We start from the raw sequence: 20,714 nt of genomic DNA, 5'->3' as shown, positions 1-20,714 counted from the left end.
GTTCCTTCTTCCTCACCACGTGGACGGGTAGAGCTTCGCCTCGGACGCGGAGGGGGCTACTCGGTACTTCTCGAGCACCTGGGACATGAGTGTGCGGAACGCCGGAGCCGCTCCGCTGGACCACTTGTTGGTCTGCGGCTTCGTGAACGTCACCGTGACAACATACTGGGGGTCTTCGGCGGGTGCCATTCCGGCCACCGACGTGATGCGCTGACCGCCGTAGCCCTGCGACCCCTCGGCCACCTCGGCGGTCCCCGTCTTCGCGGCGATGTTGTAGCCGGAGATCGGCTTCATGCCCACCAGCGTGCCACCCGTGACGACGCTCTGCAGCATGTCGGTGACCTGCGTGGCGGCGGCTGCGGAGACGACCCGCTGCTTCTGCACGTCGGGCGCGTCGATCGTCTTGCCGTCGGCCGTGGTGCAGCCCTTGACGAAGTGCAGCGGGATCCGGACACCGTCGTTCGCGATCGTCTGGAACACGCTCGCGACCTGCACGGCCGTCGTCGAGATGCCCTGACCGAACATCGAGTTGATGTTCGTCTGCTGGTCCCAGTTCGGGCTCGTGCCGTAGTCCATCGAGGGCTGGCCCGGGTAGTCGATGGCCGTCTCCGGCTCGAACAGCCCGAACTTCTTCATGTAGTCGAAGCGCTGCTGGGCGGTCAGCCGTGCGCCGAGCTCGGTGATGCCGACGTTCGACGAGTTCTGCAGGATGCCGGTGAGCGTGAGGTTCTCGGTGGGGTGGAACTCCGAGTCGTGGATCGTGCCGCCCCAGGGGAACGTGCGCGAGTACGGCACGACCGCCTGGTCGGTGGGGTTCGACTTGCCCTGGTCGAGCAGCGCGGCGGCGATGGCGGCCTTGATCGTGGAGCCTGGCTCGTACGACGCCGTCAGGGCACGGGAACCGAAGGCGCCCTTGTCGGTCGTGGCGTCGACGTCGTTCGGGTCCACCGTCGGGTAGTCGGCGACCGCGAGCAGCTCACCCGTCTTGACGCTCGTGACCGTCGCCGTCGCGGACTCCGCCTGCAGGGTCTTGGCGGCGGACGCGATGGTCTGCTGCGCCATGTACTGCAGGTCGCTGTCGATCGTGGTCTCGAGCGTGCCGCCGTCCTTGGCCTTCTTCGTGGTGACGGTGCTGCCCGGGAGCTGCACGCCGTCCTCGCCGCGCTCGTACGTCTCCGACCCGTTCGTGCCCGCCAGGCACTGGTTGTAGGAGTACTCCAGGCCGGCCTGGGCACCGTCGGTGCCCATGAAGCCGGTCAGGTTGCCCGTGGTCGCACCCGTCGGGTACACCCGCGCCGCCTGTGGCTCCGGGTACAGCCAGGGGATGCCGAGTGCCCGCACGGCCTCGTAGTGCTGCACGTCGAGGCCCTTGACCAGGTACGCGAAGTCGGACTTCGGGTTCGCGGCGATGTTCTTCCGCATGGTCGCGACATCGCCGCCGGAGGCCTTCGCCAACGCGCTGAGGGCGGTGCCGACGCTGACGTCCTTGATGCGGGTGCCACCGAGCTTGCCCTTGAACTGCTTGACCAGGCGCGGCGAGGTCGTGATGTTGTACCGGGTCACGCTGTCGGCGAGTTCGGTGCCGTTGCGGTCCACGATCGACCCACGGGTGCCGTAGATCGTCACGGGGATGCTGCGCTTCTGGGCCGACGCCTTGTTCAGCTCGGACGCCTGGACGACCTGGATGTCGACGAGCCGCACCACGAACACCCCGACGAGGGCGATCACGGCGAGCATCACGATGCTGTAGCGCAGGCGTCGGTTGCGGATCGTCTTCGTCACGCGGTGCGGTCCTTCCCGGGCGGTGCTGAGGGTGCGGCGGACCCGCCGGTCACCGGGTGGAGGGCGCCTGGAGCGGGTTCGCGTCGGACTCTACGGACGACTTCGCCGTCCCCTGGTCCGACGCGCTGGCGCCGCTCGTCTTCTCAGACGTGGCGGTGCTGTCGGTGGATCCCGCGGTACCCGTGGCGCCCGACGAGTCCTTCGTGCTCGACGTGCCCGACGTGTCCGTCGTGCTCGTCGTGCCCGTCTCCTTGCTGGTGGAGGTGTCCCCCGGCTTCGTGGCCAGCGGGACGTCGTTCAGCAGCGAGTTCGGCACCTGGTTCTCGGTGGACGCCGTGGCCTCGTCGGGCTTCGCCGGCGTCGGCGTGCCGTACACCCGACCGGTCTTCGGGTCGAGGTACACGGGTGTCGAGTTGGCGATCATGCCGAGCGACTGCGCGTTGCGGGCCAGGTTCTGCGGTGAGTCGAGGACCCGGAGCTGCTCGGACAGCGACTGCTGCGTGCGGGACAGGTTCGTCTGCTCGGCCGACAGCGAGTTGAGCGTGTAGGCGCCCTGGCTGAGCACCATGCTGATGCCGAGCTGGGCCAGCAGCAGGATCCCGAGCGCGGCGACGGCCACCACGGCGTACCCGATGCGGGGGCGTGCCCGGCGCTGGGCCGCGGTCGGGGTGACCTCGACCAGCTCGGGGCGGTGCTGACGGTCGGGGCGCGGGGCCCGCGACGGGACGACCGCAGGGTCGACGAGTGCGAGGTTCGTGCTCATGTCAGTTCCGGATCCGCTCGGCCGCGCGCAGGCGCACGGGGGTTGCTCGGGGGTTGGCGGCGCGTTCGGCCTCGTCGGCCAGCTCGGCGCCCTTGACGATCAGGGAGAAGGTCGGGGCGTGCTCGGGCAGCTCCACCGGCAGGCCGGCGGGGGCGCTCGACTTCGTGCGCTCCACCAGGGCCCGCTTGACGATGCGGTCCTCGAGGGACTGGTACGACTCGACGACGATCCGGCCGCCGACCGCGATGGCGTCCAGCGCCGCCGGGATCGCCCGCTCGAGCACGCTGAGTTCGGCGTTGACCTCGATGCGGAGTGCCTGGAAGACGCGCTTGGCCGGGTGCCCCTGACGCTGGATGGCGACCGGGGTCGCGTCGTGGAGCACCTGGACCAGGTCACCGGACATCTCGAACGGCTTCGTCGCCCGCCGCTCGACGATCGCTCGGGCGTAGCGGCCGGCGAGCTTCTCCTCGCCGTAGCGCTGGAAGATGCGGCGGAGTTCGCCCTCGTCGTAGGTGGCCAGGACGTCGGCGGCGGTCTGCCTCTCGGTCCGGTCCATGCGCATGTCGAGCGGTGCGTCCTGGCTGTACGCGAACCCGCGCTCGGCCCGGTCGAGCTGCAGCGAGCTCACGCCGAGGTCGAACAGCACGCCGTCGACCTTCGTGAAGCCCTCGCCCTCGATCGCGTCGACGATGCCGTCGTACACGGTGTGCACGAGGCGGACACGGTCGCCGAAACGGGCCAGGCGCTCCCCCGCGATGCCGAGTGCGTCGGTGTCGCGGTCGAGTCCGATGAGCGTGAGTTCCGGGAACCGCTCGAGCAGGCCCTCGGAGTGGCCGCCCATGCCGAGCGTGGCGTCGACGACGACCTTGCCCGGTCCCTCGAGCGTCGGCGTGAAGAGGTCGACGATGCGCTGGAGCATCACCGGCGTGTGCGGGAAGCGTGGCGTCTCGTTGTCGTTGTCGGCCATGTGCAGCCCCTCGTCTCCTGGGCCGTGGGTCCGGATCCCCATCCATGCGACCTGACACCGGGGAAGTGGCGTCAGGGCTTCACGGCTGGGAGTCCCGATCCGCGGATCAGAAGATCCCCGGGATCACCTCCTCGTCGTTGTCGGCGAATGCCTCTTCGGCTTCGGCGTAGTAGGCCTCCCACGCGGGGGTGGACCAGATCTCGGCACGGTCACCGCTGCCGATGACCGTGAGGTCCCGCTCGAGCCCCGCGTACTCGCGGAGGTTCTGCGGGATCGTCACGCGGTTCTGCTTGTCGGGCTGTTCGGCGCTGGCCCCCGAGAGGAACAGACGCATGTAGTCCCTGGTGCGCTTCGACGTCATCGGGGCGGTCCGGATGCGCTCGTGGAGTTCCTCGAACGTCCGGGCGCTGAAGACCACGACGCAGCGTTCCTGGCCGCGGGTCATCACGAGCCCGCCGGACAGTTCGTCCCGGAACTTGGCGGGGAGGATCACGCGACCCTTCTCGTCGAGCTTCGGGGCATGAGTACCGAGCAGCACGTCGGGCCTCCCCTCCGCTCCACCGGACCGTTGCGAGCCCCACTTTACTCCACTCCCCTCCCCTCGACCAGGAATCCGCTCTCTTTTCCGCCCGCGACACCCCTACTGGGGGCATCGAGGCCGGAATGCAGCCCGCGGGGATGAGCGCGGATGCCCGGATCCATGCGGTTTGCGAGCGCCAGAGCAGCCGTGGAGGAAAGTGGAGGACTTTCGCAGCCGGTGGAGCGCCCCGGGGCGCGCCGCGGGCACTCGACGCCGAGCGGGCACGAACCGTCGCTCGCGCGGGCCCCAGCCGACAGTTCCTGCACCCTCGGCGTCCACCGCATGGCATGTCGTGACCACTCGCGCACGCACCGGCGGCGGTCCACCCCGGCCTCCCCGGCCTGGGAGGCCCGTCCCACCCCCGCCGCGGAGCGCACACGGGCGCACGGTCGGCTCCACCACGCCCGGCCGCCGGTCAGCGCGTGGTCACGACGTACCGCCGCCGCGACGCCGAGTGGTCACGAACTGTCGCTCGCGCGGGCCCCAGCCGACAGTTCGTGCGACCTCGGCGGCCGGCACGCGGCATGTCGTGACCACTCGCGCCGGCACGACCCCGGCACGACCCCGGCCCGCCCCACCCACAGGCCCCCGGGGAACACGAAACGGGGCCGACCCGAAGGCCGACCCCGTGGAGGAGTGTGGAGGGAGTCCTGGTGACCCCCGTCAGCTACTGACTCTGGTCGTTGCGCTTGTCCCAGCGCTCGTTCATCCGGTCCATGAAGGACCCGCCGCCACCGGCGGACGGACGCGCCGACCCACCGGACGCGGGCTTGCCCGGCCGAGCGGGCTTCGCCTTCGGGGCACGCATGCCCGGGCGCAGTGCGAACAGGACACCGGCGAGCATCACGACGAAGCCGAGGATGCCCAGCAGCGGCGCCTTGATCACCAGGCCGACGATGACGATGGCGACCCCGGCGAGTGCGCCGAGGACACCGAGCGTGATGGCTGTGTACGTCGGACGACCCTGTCGACGTGTGACACGAGCCACGAAATCGGAATCGTTCTGGTAGAGGCTGCGCTCCATCTCTTCGAGAAGGCGCTGCTCCTGTTCCGAGAGCGGCATCTTGGTTCCCTCTGTTCCTGGGATCGACGCGGGGTTGAAAAACGCGGGTTGAGTGGACCGATTCTATGCCTCGACCACTCCACTAGGGTAGGGATCGTGGCTGAGAGTACGCGATTAGTGGACCTCGTATCGGCGCGTATCGACCGGGCACTCGACGAGCAGCGTGAACGGCTCCTCGCGATCAGCCCCGACCTCGCGCCGTTCGACCGGTACGCCCGAGACCTGTTGTCCGGCGGCAAGCGCTTCCGGGCGCTGTTCTGCTACTGGGGATGGCAGTCGGTGGCGGGCCGTTCGGGCTCGTTCGACCCGCTGGCCGAAGGGTCCCGGCAGACCACCGCCGAGGCCGTCGTCACGGTCGCCGCAGCGCTCGAGGTCTTCCACGCCGCAGCCCTGGTGCACGACGACATCATGGACCGCTCGGACACCCGTCGTGGGCGTCCGGCCGCGCACCGCCGCTTCGAGTCCCTGCACGAGGAGTCCGGCTTCGTCGGCGACCGCGGGCAGTACGGCACGAACTCCGCGCTGCTCCTCGGCGACCTGCTGCTCTCGCTGAGCGACTCGGTCTTCGACGAGGGCCTCGCGCTCCTCGACCCGGTGCGGGCCCGCATCGTCCGCCAGGAGTTCCACGCGATGCGCCTCGACGTCACGGCGGGGCAGTACCTCGACGTGCACGAGGAGACCGCCTGGCCCGTCATCGACGAGTCCGAACACCTGCTCCGCGCCCAGCGCGTCATCGTCTTCAAGTCGGCGAAGTACTCGATCGAGGCCCCGCTGGTCATCGGCGCCCTGGTCGCCGGCGCGAGCGACTCCCAGCTCGAGGGCCTCCGCGCCTTCGGACTCCCCCTCGGCGTGGCGTACCAGCTCCGCGACGACATGCTCGGGGTCTTCGGTGACCCCGAGGTCACCGGCAAGCCGGCCGGCGACGACCTGCGCGAGGGCAAGCGCACCGTCCTCATCGCCTCGGCGCGCAAGACGCTGGCGAGCGGCCCGCGGCAGCTCCTGGACGAGCTCCTCGGCGACCCCGACCTCGACGAGGAGCAGGTGCAGATGCTCCGCGCGACCCTCACCGAGTCCGGTGCCGTGGCCGCCGTGGAGCGGTCGATCGAGCGGCACGTCCAGCGCGCCAAGGCGGCACTGGACGCCTCGCCGCTGACACCATCGGCACGCGAGCAGCTCGCGTCGCTGGCCGACACGGTCAGCCGCCGGTCGTCCTAGACACACCCCCAGGACAGACGGGAGGCCCGGTGCCAGCTGGCACCGGGCCTCCCGTCTGTCCGGAACGCGTCTAGAGCAGCGACTGGGCGATGCGACGCACCTCGGCCTTGCGACCGGCGCGCAGCGCCGCGATCGGCGTGGTGCCCATCGCGTCGTCGACGGTGAGCATCCAGCGCACCGCCTCGTCGTCGGTGAAGCCGTTGTCGCCGAGCACGATCAGCGTGCCGCGGAGTTCGGGCATGGGCTCGCCGTCCTCAAGGAACTCGACGGGCACGCGCAGCACACCACCGACGCGGGCTGCGAGCAGGGTCTTCTGCTCGAAGAGTCGGTGGATCCGTCCGGGGCTGGTGCTGAACATGTCCACCAGCTCGGGGACGGTCAGCCAGCGTTCGGAGAGGGACAGGTCGTCGACGGGTGCGGCACTCACACGCCCATGGTGCCAGAGTGACCGCCGGAGTGAATCCGCCTCGTTCGTCACATTCGTCACATCCACCCCATCTGACTCTCTGGTTGACTTGGGAATCAGGCCATGCCAGCGTTGTGGCACCTGTGAGTGCGCGCATGCGTGCGCACGGCTCAGTCGAGATCAGGAGAAACCCGTGGACCACGCTGCAGACGAAGTCGCCCGGCGCGCACGATCCGCCCGGTTCGCCACCATGCCCATCGTCCTCGCGGGCACCATCGCCGTGACCGCCGGACTGACCGGCCCGGTCGCGCACGCCGAGCCGCGGCACGACGACGCCGACGCGAACCACAAGCGCCACGTCGACCAGGACCGCGCCGTGACCGACCGCCCGGTGTTCGGCACCGCCGTCGCTCGGCCGTCGCAGACCGTCGTGCGGACCGTCGCCGCGACCACGAAGGCCCCCACCACATACACCGTCCACCACGGCGACACGGTCTCGGGCATCGCCGCCCGCTTCGGCCTGTCGGCGCAGGAGATCCTCGTGCGCAACGGCCTCGGCTGGAACACGATCATCCACCCCGGACAGACGCTCCACCTGGCGTCGACCCCCGCCGTCACCACCGCCGCGGTCCGGACCTCCGGGTCGACCGGCGGCTCCGGCTCGGACACCTCGAGCTACCACGTGAAGCACGGCGACACCGCCTCCGGCATCGCATCCCGCGTCGGCGTGTCGACCACGGCGCTCCTCAGCGCGAACAATCTGTCGCAGCGCAGCGTCATCTACCCCGGCCAGACGCTGCGGGTGCCGCACGGCACGTCGTCGACGCCGTCGGTCTCCACCGCCTCGGCCCCGTCGACCAAGTCGAGCGTGAAGATCAGCGCCGGCGACACCGTGGCCTCGATCGCCGCCGCGCACCACGTCTCGGTCAAGTCGCTCCTGTCGGCGAACGGCCTGTCGTACACGAGCACGATCTACGCCGGCAAGACACTCGTCATCCCGTCGTCGAACGCCACCGCCGCGCCCGCGGTCGCTGCCAGCGCTGCGGTGAGCGGCGCCGTCGGCCTGAGCGCCGAGCAGCGCCAGAACGCCGCGACCATCGTCGCCGTGGGTCGATCGCTCGGAGTCCCGGACCGCGGCATCGTCGTGGCCCTCGCCGCCGCGATGCAGGAGTCGAGCCTCCGGAACCTGCCGCACGGCGACCGCGACTCGGTCGGCCTGTTCCAGCAGCGGCCGAGCCAGGGTTGGGGCAGCGCGGCGAAGCTGCAGGACCCGGCGCACGCCACCGCGCTGTTCTTCGGCGGGCGGAACAACCCGAACGCCGGCAAGACCCGCGGGCTGCTCGACGTGCCCGGCTGGTCCTCGATGAGCATCACCGACGCGGCCCAGGCCGTGCAGCTCTCCGCCTACCCGAAGGCCTACGCCACCTGGGCGAGCGCCGCCGAGGGCTGGCTGGCGACCCTCTGAGCCTCATCCGGAAGATCGAGATTGGGTCACGGCCGGTGCGCCGGTGCGTCCGAGTGCGGTCTCGATTCGTAGAATGCCGCCGATGACCACCAACGCCGCCACGGACCCGATGATCGGTCGCATGATCGATCAGCGGTACCGCGTCCGCTCCCGCATCGCGCGCGGGGGCATGGCGACCGTCTACCTCGCGACCGACGTGCGCCTCGAGCGACGCGTCGCGATCAAGATCATGCACGGGCACCTGGCCGACGACCAGGCCTTCCGTGAGCGCTTCATCCAAGAGGCCCGTTCGGCCGCCCGGCTGTCGCACCCGAACCTGGTGGGCGTCTACGACCAGGGCGCCGAGGGCGAGATCGCCTACATCGTCATGGAGTACATCCCCGGCATCACGCTGCGGGACCTGCTGCAGGAGCACCACGCCCTGACGCCCGAGCAGGCGACGGACATCCTGCGCGCCGTGCTGGCCGGCCTCGCCTCGGCCCACCGCGCCGGGATCGTGCACCGCGACCTGAAGCCCGAGAACGTCCTGCTCGCCGACGACGGTCGCATCAAGCTCGGCGACTTCGGCCTGGCCCGGGCCACGACCGCGAACACGGCGACCGGCGCGGCACTGCTCGGCACGATCGCCTACCTGTCCCCCGAGCTCGTGACCCGCGGCGCCGCCGACTCGCGCAGCGACATCTACGCGCTCGGCATCATGCTCTACGAGATGCTCACCGGCGAGCAGCCCTACAAGGGCGAGCAGCCGATGCAGATCGCCTACCAGCACGCCAACGACTCCGTGCCGGCACCGAGTGCCGCCGTGGCCGGGGTGCCGCCGGAGCTCGACGAGCTGGTCGCCTGGTCGACCGCACGCGACCCCGAGGACCGCCCCCGCGACGCCCGCGAGATGCTCGACCACATGTCGGGCAACCAGCAGCGTGCGACCGGCCAGTACCGCACGGCCGTGCTCCGCCCCGAGAACGGCACCGCGATCCTGCCCTCCGGTGGTGCCGGCACGCTCGGCGCCGCAGCGGCCGCCGCCTCGGTCGGGGCTGCAGGAGCCGCAGGTGCGGACGAGACCGCCATCATCGACCGGTCCGGCGACCGGGACACCGGCGACCGCGGTCGAGCGCCCGCCCGTGCGCGTGGCAACGCCCCGGGCCCCCGTCGCACCGGGGCCCAGCCGGGCGTGCTCTCCCCCGCCGGACAGCGGCTCGCCGACCAGTCGGCGAAGCGTCGGAAGCGCGGCTGGATCCTGCTGTCCGTGGTCGTCGTGCTCGCGCTGATCGGAGCCGGCTTCGGCTGGTACTTCGGCCCGGGGCCGGGTGGCAACGTGCGGATCCCGGAAGTCACGGGCAAGTCGGTCTCGCAGGCCCGGCAGCTGCTCGAAGCACAGGGCCTGCAGGCGGCGTCGAAGACCGGGACACGGTTCGACGCCGTCGTCGCGAAGGGGCAGGTCTCCACGACGAAGCCGGCCGCGGAGCGCGAGGTGCAGAGGGGCACGGCGGTGCAGATCGTCGTGTCGAACGGCCCCCGGATGATCCCGCTGCCGGCGATCGTCGGCCAGCCGCTCTCCACCGTGACGGCCGCGCTCGACGACGACTTCGAGCTGCAGGACGACCGGTACGAGTTCTCCGCCGATGCCCCGAAGGACACCGTGGTCGCGGCGACCGGTCGGGCGTCCGGCGGCAAGGCCCTCGACCTCACGACCGTGCAGGCCTACGGCGAGACCGGGCCGGTCACCCTGACCGTCTCGCTCGGGCCGGTCCCCGACGTCGTCGGCAAGACGGTCGACGAGGCCTCCGCCGCTCTCGACGACGTCGGACTGATCCTCGGCGCCCGCACCGAGGAGTACAGCGACACCGTGCCCTCGGGCCAGATCGTCTCCGCCGCCGTGCAGGACTCCCCCGCCGTGCGCGGGTCGGCGGTGGACGTCGTCGTGTCGAAGGGGCCGACGCCGATCACCGTGCCGGACCTCGGAGCGGAGCGGCCCACGATCAACGAGGCGACGAAGACCCTCGAGGACCTCGGCCTCAAGGTGTCCGTGCCCGACTGCACGAACATCCTCTGCGGCTTCTACGACTGGAAGTCGAAGCTGCCCGTCACCGGCACCGATCCGGGGGCCGGCGCCACCGTCTACCGCGGCGACACGATCACCCTGTCCTACGACCAGTAGGTGCGGACACCGCACCCTCGGCCCTGGACGCGACCCCAGGACGGACGGGAGGCCCGTGGCGGCGCCGTCACGGGCCTCCCGTCCGACACACGAAAGCGACAGAACCCCGCGGACATGCCGCGGGGTTCTGTCGCTTCGGCGAAACGGTTCCTGCGTTACGAGCGGTCGGGCTGGTGCGCGCCGAGTTCCTCGGCCACCAGGAAGGCGAGCTCGAGGGACTGCATGTGGTTGAGGCGCGGGTCGCACAGCGACTCGTAGCGGGTGGCGAGGGTGGCCTCGTCGATGTGCTCCGAGCCGCCGAGGCACTCGGTGACGTCGTCACCGGTGAGCTCGACGTGCATGCCACCCGGGTACGTCCCGACCTGGCGGTGGGCCTCGAAGAAGCCGAGGACCTCGTCCACGACGTCGTCGAACCGGCGGGTCTTGTAGCCCGTCGGCGTGGTCAGGCCGTTGCCGTGCATCGGGTCGGTGACCCACAGCGGGTTGGCGTCCATGCCCTTGATCGCCTCGAGCAGCTTGGGCAGCTCGTCGCGGATCTTGCCCGCACCCATCCGCGTGATGAAGGTCAGGCGACCCGGCTCGCGGTTCGGGTCGAGCTTGTCGACGAGCGCCTTCATGTCGTCGACGCTCGTCGTCGGGCCGAGCTTCACGCCGATCGGGTTGCGCACCCGCGACAGGAAGTCCACGTGGGCGCCGTCGAGGTCGCGCGTGCGCTCACCGATCCAGATGAAGTGACCGGACGTGTCGTACGCCAGACCGGAGCGCGAGTCGATGCGGGTCATCGGGCGCTCGTAGTCCATCAGCAGCCCCTCGTGCGAGGCGTAGAACTCGACGTGCTTGAGCGCCTCGAAGTCGGCACCGCAGGCGTCCATGAAGCGGATCGCGCGGTCGATCTCCTTGGCGAGGTGCTCGTAGCGGGCGTTCGCGGGGTTCGAGGCGAAGCCCTTGTTCCACGAGTGCACCTGGCGCAGGTCGGCGAAGCCCCCCTGCGTGAAGGCACGGACGAGGTTCAGCGTCGAAGCGGCGGTGTGGTACCCCTGCACCAGGCGGCGCGGGTCGGCCGTCCGGCTCTCCGGCGTGAAGTCGTAGCCGTTCACGATGTCACCGCGGTACGCGGGCAGCGTGACGTCACCACGGGTCTCGAAGTCGCTCGAGCGGGGCTTGGCGAACTGCCCGGCCATGCGCCCCATCTTGATGACGGGCATCGAGGCGCCGTAGGTCAGCACGACGGCCATCTGCAGGATCGTCTTGACCCGGTCGCGGATGGAGTCGGCGGTGGCACCGGCGAAGGTCTCGGCGCAGTCACCGCCCTGCAGCAGGAACGCCTTGCCCTGGGCGGCCGCGGCGAGCCGCTCACGCAGCTTGTCGACCTCGCCCGCGAACACGAGCGGCGGGAGCGTGGCGATCTCGGCCGAGGCGGCCTCGGCCGCGGCGGCGTCCGGCCAGGTCGGCTGCTGCTTGATCGGGAGCGTCCGCCAATAGTCGAGCCCCTCGATGACGTCCGGATCCTGCAGGGCGACGAAGTCGGTCGACTCGGGCAAGGGCGTTACCTCGGTGTTCTGTGCGGGCGGCCCGACGACGCTGACCGGCACCGGGCCGCGCGTCGTCGATGGGCGTCCTGGCGGGGTGCCGGGACCATCAGAGCCTAACGTGCAGGCGTCGACTTCCGTTCCCGCATGACGGCCTCGCGCGCGGAGCTCGCCCGCTCCTTCACGCTGGTGGCGTAGACGTCCACGTACTCCTGTCGGCTCAGGCCGGCGAGCTCGTGCATGACCTCGTCCGTGACGCTGCGGAGGATGAAGCGGTCGGTCTCGAACCCCTGGAACCGCGAGAAGTCGAGCGGCTTGCCGAACACGACACCGACGCGCTTGATCTTCGGGAAGCGCTGCCCGATCTGCTGCACCTCGCGCGTGCCGACCATGGCCACGGGGACGACGAGCACGCGCCCCTCGAGGATCATCCGGGCGATGCCGGTGCGGCCGCGGTAGAGCTTGCCGTCGGGGCTGCGGGTGCCCTCGGGGTAGATGCCGAGCTGCTCACCGCGCGCCAGGACCTGCAGGCCGGTGCGGAGCGATGCCTCGGACGCCTTGCCGCCGGAGCGGTCGATCGGCAGCTGGCCGATGGCGTTGAAGAACGTCTTCGTCGCCCAGCCCTTCAACCCGCGGCCGGTGAAGTAGTCGCTCTTCGCCAGGAACGAGAGTCGACGGTCGAGCACCGCCGGCAGGATCACCGAGTCGATGAACGAGATGTGGTTCGACGCGAAGATGACCGGGCCCGAGGTCGGGACGTGCTCGCGCCCGACGACCCACGGCCGGAACAGGGTGAGGATGAGCGGGCCGAGCACGAAGTTCTTCAGCAGCCAGTAGGTCATCGACGACTCCAGGTGGTGAGAAGGTCCGGGTGGTGCACGGCCCGGGGTGGGCGGTCGTTCGGGTGTGCGTGTGTGCGTGTGTGCGCGCGACCCTACGCCGTGCGGGCGTGGATGCGGGCGAGGTCGGCAGCACCGACGACGCCGGCGTCGTTGACGAGTTCGGCGATCACGAAGTCCGGCTCCGGGTGGTACCCGCGGGCCGGCAGGTTGTTGAGGTACGCCTGCTTGATCGGGTCGAGCAGCCGCTCCCCCGCGCTGGCGACGCCGCCGCCGAACACGAAGAGCTGCGGGTCGAGCACCGCGGACAGCGACGCGCACGCCTCGCCGAGGTGTCGACCGAGCCGACGGAGGGCCGCAAGGGCACCCGGGTCGTCGGCCAGGATCAGGTCGCCGACGATCTTGCCGTCGAGCTGGCCGCCGTTGTCGGCGCGGGCTTCGGCCAGGGCCGAACCGATGCCACCGGCGTCGGCGACGTCGTTCGCCATGCGCTGCAGGGCGCGGCCCGAGCCGTACTGCTCGATGCAGCCGCGGGCGCCGCAGCCGCAGGGCAGCCCGTTCGGGACGATGCGCAGGTGGCCGATCTCGCCGCCGGTGCCGAAGCCCCCGCGGAACAGGCGGTCCTCGGTCACGATGGCGCCGCCGACGCCCGTGCCGATGGTCAGCATGGTCATGTCGGACACGAGTCGACCGGCGCCGAACCGGAACTCGGCCCAGCCGGCGGCGTTCGCGTCGTTGTCCACCGTGATGTGGAGGTCGCCGAGGCGCTGCTGCAGCTTCTGCCGGAGCGGTTCGTTCCGCCACCGGATGTTCGGCGTGTAGTAGACGATCGACTGCGAGGCGTCGATGAACCCGGGGGCAGCGACCCCCACGGCGCCGACCTGGTGGAGCGAGCTGAGTCGCTCGACCATCGAGACGACGTCGTCGAGCATGGCGTTCGGGTCCGCAGCGTTGGTGGCCACGCGGTCCTCGGCGACGATCTCGCCCAGTTCCGTCACGACCGCACCCGCGATCTTGGTGCCCCCGATGTCGATTCCGATGGCGTGCACGAGCAACGAGCCTACCGGTTCGCCGCGAAGTCACGGAACGCCCGGTGACGCGTCCTATGCTGGCGGTGTCGCCTCGGTGTTGAGGCGCACTCGAGTCGAACCGGCAGACAAGGGAGTCACCGTGAACGATCAGCGTCCTGCACGCAGCAGCGCCTCCACCGACACGTCCACCGCTGGCAGCGCCGCCACCGGGACCACGCCGTCGGCCGGGAGGCACGCCACACCGCCCAGCGCCGGTCCCGTCGCCCCGGACCACGGCTCGGCAGCGCGGCTCCTCGGCGACCGCGTCCGCCTGACGCCCGACCGTCCGATCCTCGCCCAGCGCCACGGCGACACCTGGACCACCTTCACCGCGGCGGAGACGCTCGCCAGGGTGCGCGGCATCGCGAAGGGCTTCGTCGCCGCCGGGCTCGAACCGGGCGCGCACGTCGCGATCCTGTCCCGCACCCGTCTGGAGTGGACCCTGGTCGACTTCGCCGTGTGGACAGCCGGCCTGGTGTCCGTGCCCGTGTACGAGACGAGCTCCCCCGACCAGGTGCGCTGGATCCTGTCCGACTCCGAGTCGGTCGCGATCATCGTGGAGCAGGAGGAGCACGCGCGCCGCGTCGCCTCCATCGCACCCGACCTGCCGTCCCTGGGCCAGCACTGGACGATCGACGGCGGCGGCCTCGACGACCTGACCCGGCTCGGCGAGGACGTCACCGACGACGAACTCGACGCCCGGACCGCGAACGTGCACGGGCACGACGACGCCACGATCATCTACACCTCGGGCAGCACCGGCCGGCCGAAGGGCTGCGTCCTGCGGCACGACAACTTCACCGCCACGGTGGAGGGCGCGAGCGAAGCGATGCCCGAGGTAGTCGCCGACGGCGCCTCGACCCTGCTGTTCATCCCGCTCGCCCACGTCTTCGCCCGGTTCATCGCCGCGATGTCGGTGTCCGCCGGCGTCCTCGTCGGCCACGAGCCGGACACCAAGGACCTGATGCGGGCGGTGTCGACCTTCAAGCCGACGTTCCTGCTCGCGGTCCCCCGGGTGTTCGAGAAGATCTACAACTCCGCCGAGCAGAAGGCCGACCTCGGTGGCAAGGGCAGGATCTTCCGCGCGGCGGCCGACACCGCGGTCGCCCACTCCGAGGCCCTCGCAGCCGGCAGGGTGCCGTTCCTGCTCGGGCTGAAGTTCAAGCTGTTCGACCGGCTCGTGTACGCCAAGCTCCGCGACGCCCTCGGCGGCCGGGTCGAGTACGCCGTGAGCGGTTCGGCACCCCTCTCGCCGCGGCTCTCGCACTTCTTCCGCTCGATCGGGGTGCTCATCCTCGAGGGCTACGGCCTGACCGAGACCACCGCCCCCGCCACCGTCAACCGGGCCCGGGAACTCCGCATCGGGACGGTCGGGCGGGCGCTGCCCGGCATCGAGGTCCGGATCGCCGACGACGGCGAGATCCTGATCCGCGGCGTCGACGTCTTCGACCGGTACTGGCGGAACGACGAGGCGACCGAGCACGCCTTCGCCGACGGCTGGTTCCGCACCGGCGACCTCGGCCGGATCGACGCCGACGGGGTCCTCACGGTCACCGGCCGTGCCAAGGAGCTCATCGTCACCGCGAGCGGGAAGAACGTCGCACCGGCACCGCTCGAGGACGGCATCCGCGAGCACCCGCTCATCGGCCAGGTCGTGGTCGTCGGCGAGGGCAAGCCGTTCGTCGCAGCACTCGTCACGCTCGACCGCGAGATGCTCCCCGGCTGGTGCGAGTCCCGCGGGATCACCCCGGCGCTGAGCGGGCACGAGGCCGCGTACGACGAGCGCGTGCTCTCCGCCGTCCAGGAGGCCATCGACGCCGCCAACGGCCGGGTCTCCCGCGCCGAGTCGGTCCGGTCGTTCACGATCCTCGACACGGATCTGACCGAGGCCTCCGGGCACCTCACGCCGAAGCTGACGATCAAGCGGTCGGTGATCCTCAAGGACTTCGCCGCGGACATCGACCACATCTACTCCGGGTCGAAGGTGCAGACGACGGCGACCCCGGTGATCGAGGGTCGGCGCCGCAACCGCGCGTAGCGCCCGCCGGGCGTACCGGTCGTTCCGGGCGTACCGGGTCGGTTCTTCCGACCAGGTACGCCCGATTGCGTCAGGTGCGCGCAGTCGTGGACGCGACGGCCTGGAGGCCCGGCGCCGGTCCGCCGGACTGCCGCCGGGCCTCCAGGCGGTCGCCGCTCGCGCGGGCTGGCAGCTTTCGGGCGTACCTGGTCGTTTCGGGCGTACCGGGTCGATCCTTTCGACCAGGTACGCCCGATTCCGCCAGGTACACGCGCGGCAGCCCCGCTGAGAGACCAGCCCCGGGCGTACCGGGTCGATTCGGGCGTACCGGTCGATTCGGGCGTACCAGGTCGTTCCGGGCGTACCGGGTCGATTCTTCCGACCAAGTACGCCCGATTCCGCCAGGTACGCGCGCGGCCGCCCCACTGAGCGACCAGCTCCGGGCGTACCGGGTCGTTCCGGGCGTACCGGGTCGATTCTTTCGACCAGGGACGCCCGATTCCGCCAGGTACGCGCGGTGTGGACGCAACGGCCTGGAGGCCCGGATCACGTCCGTCGGACGTGATCCGGGCCTCCAGGCCGTTCAGCGGGCGCCGGGGGCGCCTGCGGGGCTCAGGCCTCCTGCGACTGCTCCGTCGCGGGGGCGTCGAGGACGGCGGTCGAACCGGTCGTGACGGTGGTCTCGGCTGGTCGACGGTTGGTGCGGGTGCGGTGCGAGCTGAGCTCGTCGTTCTGACTGGTCATGCGGGAGTCCTGGGGGATGGGATGGTCGTCGGTGGGAGGCCGACAGCAGCACGGTACCCCCTCGTCAGGACAAAGCGACAATCCCCCGTGGGGGTGTCACACCACAGTTCACAGCCGGCGAATGCGGGACTGTGCAAGCGCTCAGTGGAACCAGTCCTGCGCACGGATGTCGCGCAGTGCCTGACGTCGGACCTCGGGGTCGAGCGTCATCACGTAGACGGTGCCGTCGAGGTGGTCGCACTCGTGCTGGAGCGCCTCGGCCATCAGGCCGGTGCCCTCGAGGACGACCTCGTCGCCGTCGACGTCGACGCCGCGCACCTTCGCGTACGGGGAGCGACGCGTCGGGTAGCCGAGCCCCGGGACGGAGAGGCAGCCTTCTTCCATGAGCTCGGGCTCGCCGGAGACCTCGACGATCTCGGGGTTGAGGACGTAGCCGACCTCACCGTCCACGTTGTACGAGAACGCACGGAGTCCGACGCCGATCTGGGGCGCGGCCACCCCGGCACGTCCGGGTTCCTTGACGGTGTCGATGAGGTCCTGTACGAGGTCACGGACCCCGGCGCTCCCGAGCAGTTCGGGGCGGATCGGGTCGGCCGGCGAACGGAGGACGGGGTCGCCGAACAGGCGGATGGGACGAACGGTCAATTTAGTGCAGCACCACCAGGAGGTCGCCGGCGTCCACCTGCTGGGTCACCGGGATCGCGAGTCGGCCGACGGTGCCCGACACGGGCGCCGTGATGGCCGCTTCCATCTTCATCGCCTCGATGCTCGCCACCGGCGTACCGGCCTCGACGACGTCACCGACGGCGACCTTGAGCGTCACCACGCCGGAGAACGGCGCGGCCACGTGCTTGGGGTCGGACGCGTCGGCCTTCTCGGCCGCCTTCGTCTCGACCTCCACCGAACGGTCGCGGACGGCGACCGGGCGGAGCTGCCCGTTCATCGTCGCCATGACCGTGCGGATGCCCTTGGCGTCCACCTCGCCGATCGCCTCGAGCCCGACGAACAGGTCGACGCCCTTGCCGAGCGGGACGCTGTGCTCCTGCCCGGGGCGCAGCCCGTACAGGTAGTCGACGGTCGGCACGACGGACAGGTCGCCGTACTGCTCCCGCACGCGCTGGAACTGCTGCGTCGGCTGCGGGAAGAGCAGGCGGTTGAGCGCCTGCTGGCGCTCCGGCCCGGGGGTCTCGAGGTGCGCGCGCTCGTCGACGGGCACCGGGGTGATCTCGAGGCTGACGTCGCGACCGGCCAGGACCTTCGAGCGGAACGGCTCGGGCCAGCCCCCGGGCAGGTCGCCCAGTTCGCCGGCCATGAACCCGACCACGGAGTCCGGGATGTCGTACTTGTCGGGGTTTTGCTCGAAGTCGACCGGGTCGGCACCGACCGCGGCGAGCTGCAGCGCGAGGTCACCGACGACCTTCGACGACGGCGTGACCTTGGTGGGGCGTCCGAGGATCCGGTTCGCCTCGGCGTACCAGTCCTCGACCTGCTCGAACCGGTCACCGAGCCCGAGGGCGATCGCCTGCTGGCGGAGGTTCGACAGCTGGCCGCCGGGGATCTCGTGCTTGTAGACACGCCCGGTCGGACCGGCGAGCCCGGACTCGAACGGGGCGTACACGCGACGGACCGACTCCCAGTACGGCTCGAGGTCACCGACGGCGTCGAGGGACAGGCCGGTGTCGCGCTCGGTGTGGGCCAGGGCGGCGACCAGGGCGGACATGCTCGGCTGGCTGGTCGTGCCGGCCATGGGTGCTGCGGCCACGTCGACGGCGTCGGCCCCGGCGCGCGAGGCGGCGAGCAGGGTCGCGAGCTGGCCGCCGGCCGTGTCGTGGGTGTGCACGTGCACGGGCTGGTCGAAGCGCTCGCGCAGCGCGGTGACCAGCTTCTCGGCCGCACCGGCACGAAGGAGGCCCGCCATGTCCTTGATGCCGATGACGTGCGCGCCGGCGTCGACCATCTGCTCCGCCAGTCGGAGGTAGTAGTCGAGCGTGTAGAGCTCCTCGGCGGGGTCGAGGAGGTCGGCGGTGTAGCAGAGCGCCGCCTCGGCGACGGCCGTGCCGGTCGCGAGCACGGCCTCCAGGGCTGGACGCAGCTGGCTGACGTCGTTCAGCGCGTCGAACACGCGGAAGACGTCGACGCCGGACCGGGCCGCCTCGTCGACGAAGGCGTCGGTGACCTCGGTCGGGTACGGCGTGTACCCGACCGTGTTGCGGCCGCGCAGCAGCATCTGGATCGGGATGTTCGGCATCGCTTCGCGCAGCGAGGACAGGCGCTCCCAGGGGTCCTCACCGAGGAACCGGAGTGCCACGTCGTACGTGGCACCTCCCCAGGCCTCGACGCTGAGCAGCTGCGGGGTGAGCCGCGCGACGTGCGGCGCGACGGCGACGAGGTCCTTCGTGCGGACCCGGGTGGCGAGGAGCGACTGGTGGGCGTCGCGCATCGTCGTCTCGGTCACCGCGAGGGCCGTCTGGGCGCGCAGGGCCTTCGACCACTCGGCCGGCCCCATGGCCAGCAGGCGGTCGCGCTGTCCCTCGGGCACCGGCGCCGTCAGGTCGGTGGCCGGGAGCTTGTCGGCCGGGTCGGTGACCAGCAGCGACCGCTCCCCGTTCGGCTTGTTCACCGTGACGTCGGCGAGCCAGGTGAGCACCTTCGTGCCGCGGTCCTTCGAGACGTGGCCGCCGAAGAGCTGCGGGCGTTCCTCGATGAACTTCGTCGAGACGTCGCCGCGGGCGAAGTCCGGGTCCTCGAGCACGGCCTGCAGGAACGGGATGTTCGTGCTGACGCCGCGGATGCGGAACTCGGCGAGGGCGCGCTTGGCCCGGGACACCGCCGCCGGGAAGTCCCGGCCGCGGCACGTCATCTTCGCGAGCATCGAGTCGAAGTGCGGGCTGATCTGCGCGCCGGTCGCGACCGTGCCGCCGTCGAGCCGGACGCCCGCGCCGCCGGGGCTGCGGTAGGTGCTGATCCGGCCGGTGTCCGGACGGAAGCCCTGCGTCGGGTCCTCGGTCGTGATGCGGGTCTGCAGCGCGGCGCCGTGCACGGCGACGGTGTCCTGCGACAGGCCGAGGTCGGCGAGGGTCTCCCCCGCCGCGATGCGCATCTGCGACTGCACCAGGTCGACGTCGGTGACCTCTTCGGTGACCGTGTGCTCGACCTGGATGCGCGGGTTCATCTCGATGAAGACGTGCTGCCCCTCGCGCTCGCCCTCGGTGTCGAGCAGGAACTCCACGGTGCCGGCGTTCACGTACCCGATCGACCGGGCGAAGGCCACGGCGTCACGGTGCAGTGCCTGCGCGATCGCGGGGTCGAGGTTCGGCGCCGGCGCGATCTCGACGACCTTCTGGTTGCGCCGCTGCACCGAGCAGTCCCGCTCGAACAGGTGGATCGTGCCGGCGTCGGTGCCGGTCGCGTCGGCGAGGATCTGCACCTCGATGTGGCGCGGACGGATGACGGCCTGCTCGAGGAACATCGTCGGGTCGCCGAACGCACTGTCGGCCTCGCGCATGGCTGCTTCGAGGGCGTCACGCAGCTCGGGCTTCGTCTCCACCCGGCGCATGCCACGGCCACCACCACCGGCGACGGCCTTGGCGAAGACCGGGAACCCGATCGCGTCGGCGCCGGCGATCAGTTCGTCGATGTCGCGGCTCGCCGGGGTGCTCGCGAGGACCGGGACGCCGGCCGCGATCGCGTGCTCCTTCGCGGTGACCTTGTTGCCGGCCATCTCGAGCACGTGCTCGCCCGGGCCGATGAAGGTGATGCCGTTCGCGGCTGCTGCCGCGGCGAGCTCGGGGTTCTCGGACAGGAACCCGTACCCCGGGTAGATCGCGTCGGCCCCCGACTCGCGGGCGACGCGGATGATCTCGGAGACGTCCAGGTACGCGCGGACCGGGTGGCCCCGCTCCCCGATCAGGTAGGCCTCGTCGGCCTTGAGACGGTGCAGGGAGTTCCGGTCTTCGTACGGGTAGACGGCCACCGTACGGGCCCCCAACTCGTAGGCGGCACGGAACGCGCGGATGGCGATCTCGCCACGGTTCGCAACGAGGATCTTCGTGAACACGACGTCCCTTTCAGCCCGGGTTGAGGTGAGACAACCCTAGTGGCGGTAACGTTGCTCAA

General features: G+C 70.8%; 16 protein-coding genes. 4 read left to right on the top strand and 12 right to left on the bottom strand.

From position 1 onward, the window contains the following. Nucleotides 1–12 precede the first annotated feature (12 nt). From DEJ05_RS03860 to DEJ05_RS03840, 5 genes are all read right to left on the bottom strand, one after another. Nucleotides 13–1,782, bottom strand: coding sequence for a penicillin-binding protein 2 (locus tag DEJ05_RS03860; protein ID WP_111093038.1), 1,770 nt, complete (start codon nt 1,780–1,782; stop codon nt 13–15). Nucleotides 1,783–1,831: 49 nt separating this feature from the next. Beyond that, nucleotides 1,832–2,545 (bottom strand): hypothetical protein, encoded by a 714-nt coding sequence (locus DEJ05_RS03855; protein WP_111109783.1) that lies wholly within the window; start codon nt 2,543–2,545, stop codon nt 1,832–1,834. Nucleotide 2,546: 1 nt separating this feature from the next. After that, nucleotides 2,547–3,512, bottom strand: coding sequence for a 16S rRNA (cytosine(1402)-N(4))-methyltransferase RsmH (gene rsmH, locus DEJ05_RS03850; protein ID WP_111109782.1), 966 nt, complete (start codon nt 3,510–3,512; stop codon nt 2,547–2,549). 106 nt (nt 3,513–3,618) lie between these two features. Then, nucleotides 3,619–4,050 carry a division/cell wall cluster transcriptional repressor MraZ gene (gene mraZ, locus DEJ05_RS03845; RefSeq protein WP_017886616.1) on the bottom strand — a complete coding sequence of 144 codons (432 nt, stop codon included), beginning with the start codon at nt 4,048–4,050 and terminating at the stop codon, nt 3,619–3,621. A 709-nt stretch (nt 4,051–4,759) separates the two neighbouring features. Beyond that, nucleotides 4,760–5,155 carry a DUF3040 domain-containing protein gene (locus tag DEJ05_RS03840; protein WP_110864614.1) on the bottom strand — a complete coding sequence of 132 codons (396 nt, stop codon included), beginning with the start codon at nt 5,153–5,155 and terminating at the stop codon, nt 4,760–4,762. Nucleotides 5,156–5,251: 96 nt separating this feature from the next. Here DEJ05_RS03840 and DEJ05_RS03835 point away from each other — a divergent pair, with 96 nt between their 5' ends. Beyond that, nucleotides 5,252–6,370 carry a polyprenyl synthetase family protein gene (locus DEJ05_RS03835; RefSeq protein WP_071405410.1) on the top strand — a complete coding sequence of 373 codons (1,119 nt, stop codon included), beginning with the start codon at nt 5,252–5,254 and terminating at the stop codon, nt 6,368–6,370. Nucleotides 6,371–6,440: 70 nt separating this feature from the next. Here the strand turns inward: DEJ05_RS03835 and DEJ05_RS03830 are convergent, their stop codons facing one another. Beyond that, the gene (locus tag DEJ05_RS03830; RefSeq protein ID WP_171907813.1) at nt 6,441–6,797 is read right to left on the bottom strand and encodes an Rv2175c family DNA-binding protein; all 357 of its coding nucleotides are present in this window, start codon (nt 6,795–6,797) and stop codon (nt 6,441–6,443) included. 172 nt (nt 6,798–6,969) lie between these two features. Here DEJ05_RS03830 and DEJ05_RS03825 point away from each other — a divergent pair, with 172 nt between their 5' ends. Both DEJ05_RS03825 and pknB read left to right on the top strand, forming a co-directional pair. Continuing rightward, nucleotides 6,970–8,241: a LysM peptidoglycan-binding domain-containing protein gene (locus tag DEJ05_RS03825; RefSeq protein WP_258376078.1), complete on the top strand. Its 1,272-nt coding sequence runs from the start codon at nt 6,970–6,972 to the stop codon at nt 8,239–8,241. An 82-nt stretch (nt 8,242–8,323) separates the two neighbouring features. Beyond that, on the top strand, nt 8,324–10,399 hold the full coding sequence (gene pknB / locus DEJ05_RS03820; RefSeq protein ID WP_111109849.1) for a Stk1 family PASTA domain-containing Ser/Thr kinase: 2,076 nt from the start codon (nt 8,324–8,326) through the stop codon (nt 10,397–10,399). Nucleotides 10,400–10,554: 155 nt separating this feature from the next. Here pknB and DEJ05_RS03815 read toward each other — a convergent pair whose 3' ends face one another. The 3 genes from DEJ05_RS03815 to DEJ05_RS03805 form a co-directional block, all read right to left on the bottom strand. After that, entirely contained in the window at nt 10,555–11,940 is a 1,386-nt protein-coding gene (locus tag DEJ05_RS03815; RefSeq protein ID WP_071405409.1) for a class II 3-deoxy-7-phosphoheptulonate synthase, read from the bottom strand. A 104-nt stretch (nt 11,941–12,044) separates the two neighbouring features. Continuing rightward, nucleotides 12,045–12,770 (bottom strand): 1-acyl-sn-glycerol-3-phosphate acyltransferase, encoded by a 726-nt coding sequence (locus DEJ05_RS03810; protein ID WP_071405408.1) that lies wholly within the window; start codon nt 12,768–12,770, stop codon nt 12,045–12,047. 92 nt (nt 12,771–12,862) lie between these two features. Continuing rightward, complete coding sequence (locus DEJ05_RS03805) at nt 12,863–13,816, bottom strand: ROK family glucokinase (RefSeq protein WP_111109781.1); 954 nt, start codon at nt 13,814–13,816, stop codon at nt 12,863–12,865. A 121-nt stretch (nt 13,817–13,937) separates the two neighbouring features. Here DEJ05_RS03805 and DEJ05_RS03800 point away from each other — a divergent pair, with 121 nt between their 5' ends. Next, on the top strand, nt 13,938–15,875 hold the full coding sequence (locus tag DEJ05_RS03800; RefSeq protein ID WP_111109780.1) for a long-chain fatty acid--CoA ligase: 1,938 nt from the start codon (nt 13,938–13,940) through the stop codon (nt 15,873–15,875). Nucleotides 15,876–16,466: 591 nt separating this feature from the next. Here the strand turns inward: DEJ05_RS03800 and DEJ05_RS18290 are convergent. The 3 genes from DEJ05_RS18290 to DEJ05_RS03790 form a co-directional block, all read right to left on the bottom strand. Then, nucleotides 16,467–16,598: a hypothetical protein gene (locus DEJ05_RS18290; RefSeq protein ID WP_258366694.1), complete on the bottom strand. Its 132-nt coding sequence runs from the start codon at nt 16,596–16,598 to the stop codon at nt 16,467–16,469. Nucleotides 16,599–16,739: 141 nt separating this feature from the next. Then, nucleotides 16,740–17,243, bottom strand: coding sequence for a peptide deformylase (locus tag DEJ05_RS03795; protein ID WP_071405406.1), 504 nt, complete (start codon nt 17,241–17,243; stop codon nt 16,740–16,742). 1 nt (nt 17,244) lies between these two features. Then, nucleotides 17,245–20,655, bottom strand: coding sequence for a pyruvate carboxylase (locus DEJ05_RS03790; protein WP_111109779.1), 3,411 nt, complete (start codon nt 20,653–20,655; stop codon nt 17,245–17,247). Nucleotides 20,656–20,714 lie beyond the last annotated feature (59 nt).

Origin of the sequence: Curtobacterium sp. MCLR17_045, assembly GCF_003234405.1 — a bacterium.
Taxonomy (GTDB): domain Bacteria; phylum Actinomycetota; class Actinomycetes; order Actinomycetales; family Microbacteriaceae; genus Curtobacterium; species Curtobacterium flaccumfaciens.
The sequence above is the reverse complement of the archived record's forward strand: the minus strand, read 5'-3'. Positions and strand labels throughout refer to the sequence as shown.